Annotated in this window: 2 protein-coding genes; both read right to left on the bottom strand. The window is 60.5% G+C overall.

All coding sequences use genetic code 11. The annotated features are described in order from the left end of the window. Positions 1–682, bottom strand: a 682-nt coding sequence (locus ABWQ00_RS15795; protein WP_353239612.1) for a hypothetical protein, incomplete at its 3' end; no start/stop codon positions are given. Between the two features lie 262 nt (positions 683–944). After that, positions 945–2,537, bottom strand: a complete 1,593-nt coding sequence (locus ABWQ00_RS15800) for a hypothetical protein (protein ID WP_353239613.1) — start codon at positions 2,535–2,537, stop codon at positions 945–947. Between the last annotated feature and the right edge of the window lie 248 nt (positions 2,538–2,785).

The following is a 2,785-nucleotide window of genomic DNA, read 5'->3' on the forward strand; positions in this document are numbered from 1 at the left end:
TCAGCCAAATACGTTCGCGGTGGCGCCAGTGTTGGTAGACTGAGTCCCAGTCATCTTCGTCTGGCAACTCTTCCTCTTCCTCTTCCTCTGGTGCCTCTTCCTCTGGTGCCTCTTCCTGCGGCGGTGCCTCTTCCTGTGGCGGTGCCTCTTCCTGTGGCGGTGCCTCTTCCTCTTCCTCCTCGGGTACAGGATAGCGAAGCGCTTCCAACATAGCCTGTGCCCGCTCAACAACTTCTCTGAGGAGGCCCTCGATGCGCCTGACGTTCTGCTGGTCGTTGTTGTTGAGAGCAACAATCAAGAGCTCGTTCAGCTCCATCCGCCTTGCGTTGTTCTCTTCGAACAGCCTTCTGAGTCCTGCCCTGGCAGGGTGCCTTACGAATTGTGGCGCCGGCTCTTCTGCAGCAGCGGCTGCCGCTGCTTGTGGCTCTTCTTCTTCGGTGTCAAAGGGCACACCGTCTTCGTCAAAGTGGATCGCGTGGAATGCGTCCACAATGTCCTGATCGACGCCCTGCGCAGCGAAGACCACGCCGCGGGCGAACTCGCGTCGCCGGTCATGGCGATTCTGCGGCTCAAGTCCGCCATCACCCTCCTCGGACGAGCCGGGTCCGGGTTCCGGCATCCCATCATCGCCGTCCACAACTGGCTCCGCGACGACGGGAAGGATGTTCTGCTGAGCCGCCATCGTGCTTCTTTTCTCCTGATGTGCAATTTACATGCTCACCCATATGACAGATGCCATTATCATTACATCAACAAAGCGAGACTTTTATTCAATGAGAGATACACAAATCAACTCCGATCCTGTTTCTCTGCAGATGCTGGGATCAACACCAGCCGGTGCCATGCGCGGCGGATCCACCTCCACCGCTCCAGGTCACCCTCCTCGGACGAGCCGGGTCTGGGATCCCCTTTGCGGCTTTGGCTTCACCGATGGCGCGGTGCGCTCACTTGAACTCCGCCTGGGCGACGGCGCGGCCGTGGACCAAGACACGGGCGATGAGCGTAATCAGCTCGTTCCAGTTCGTGTACGGCTCCGCCAGGTTGACAGTCTTCGGATCCAACTTGCCGCCCCAGAAGTATCCACGCTCCTTCAAGTGCTGGTACCGCCAGACTGATGCGTCGACGCGCCACTCCACCTTCGGGTCCCAATCAAACTTCTGGAAATGGCCCGGGACGCCGACGTTGCGCAACAGCTGGGAGAGGTCCGCCCGCGTGGAGTCGGTGAACGCCGCCAAGCCTTGCTCATCCTCAAGCTGGCGTGCCTTCAGCTCAGCCTGGCGGTTGATCCAGCCCACCTCCTCCGACTCAGGCCAGATGCACGGGATATTCATGCGCTCGCCGGTTTCTATGTCCTCTATGTTCAGCACAAAGGCGAAAGGCACCTCCCCGTGCCCAGCGGCCACAGGCTGGAACCACTTGCCACACGCAGGGCAACGGAACCAGTACTTGCGAAGGTGCTCGCACCACTCGTGATTGAGGCCGTAGAACAGGCAGTTCGGGTCGCGGCAGCAATAGCTGAGGGTAATACCCTCCGCCAGCACCGTCAGGTATGACGCCTCCGTGGCCGTCAGGCCCATGCCGCTGACGGATGCTGCGTACGTCGGGTCCATCGCTGCCCTCTCGATCTCCTCGAAGTAGATGCGGCAGTTCTCAGCGCTGGCCTTCTTCATGAACTCGTTCTCCTTCTCGAAGGCCACTGCAAAGGCCAGCACCACGGCCTTGGTCCGCTGATACGCCAGCTTGCGGATGAGGGACTTGCCAGCGTCAGGAAACATCTGCTTAATGATCTTCTTGGAGTTAGCAAATGTGATGGTGTGGGCCCTCTGGCGGCGGCCGCGCAGCTCCTGCGCACGCGACTCCCACGCCCGCCGCGACTCCTTCTTGAACTCCTTCGGGGGCAGCTCGCTGCAAGGCTGACACCAACCCCAGATCTTCCCCTGCCACGACGCCTGCTTCCCCCCTCCCATCAGCAACATCAACGACCGGAACTTGATCGGCTCCGAGCACTTGGCGCACGAGAGCTCGTTCTTCGCCTTCTCCTCCTCCGCTTCGGCCGGGTCGTCGGAGTCGCTGTCGCTGTCCACAAAAGAAGGCTTGCCTTTGGATCCACCCTCACCCTCCGCGGACAAGCCGGGTCTGGGATCGGGCTTCACCGCAAGAGGCGCCTCGTCCTTGGGTCCGCCCTTCCCCTCCGCGGACGAGCCGGGTCTGGAGTCGGGCTTCACCTTGGATGTCGGCGCCTCCCCGCCCTCGGATTCGTCTTCACCCTCCACGGTCGAGCCGGGTCTGGGATCAGACTTCACCTCGGGCTTCGGCGCGGCTGCGCCCGCCTTCTTGGCTTCCTTCTGGCGCTTCCGCTTGTCCGCCTTCGCCTGCTTGATCTGCTCCTCCGTACGTGGAGGAGCAGGCTGGGCTGCAGGCTTCTTCTGAAGCTCCTGCGCCTTCTTGCGGAGCTCCGCCTCCTCCTGTGGCGTCCAAGTCGGAGGAGGCGGCGGCGGAAGGGCGCCGGACAAAGCGGCCGACGAGGAGGACGCCATTGCAGCAAGGAGGGTTGTGATCGGGGGTGCACAACAACTTGAGCAGAGTGCTAGGCGTATGTATAGTGACGTGTGTGTATGCATATCATACAGTAATAACTGGTATACACATTGTACGATGATAGAAACTGTAACCATGAAGTGTGTTGGTATGATATGCATATACTACAGTATAGTATGACTACGCGCGCGGCTCCTTGAAGGGCAGTGGAGCACTGGCGCAGAGAAGGGGGAACTGGTTGCTGATT

Origin of the sequence: Limnohabitans sp., from assembly GCF_040400975.1 — a bacterium.
Classification (GTDB): Bacteria; Pseudomonadota; Gammaproteobacteria; order Burkholderiales; family Burkholderiaceae_C; genus Limnohabitans_A.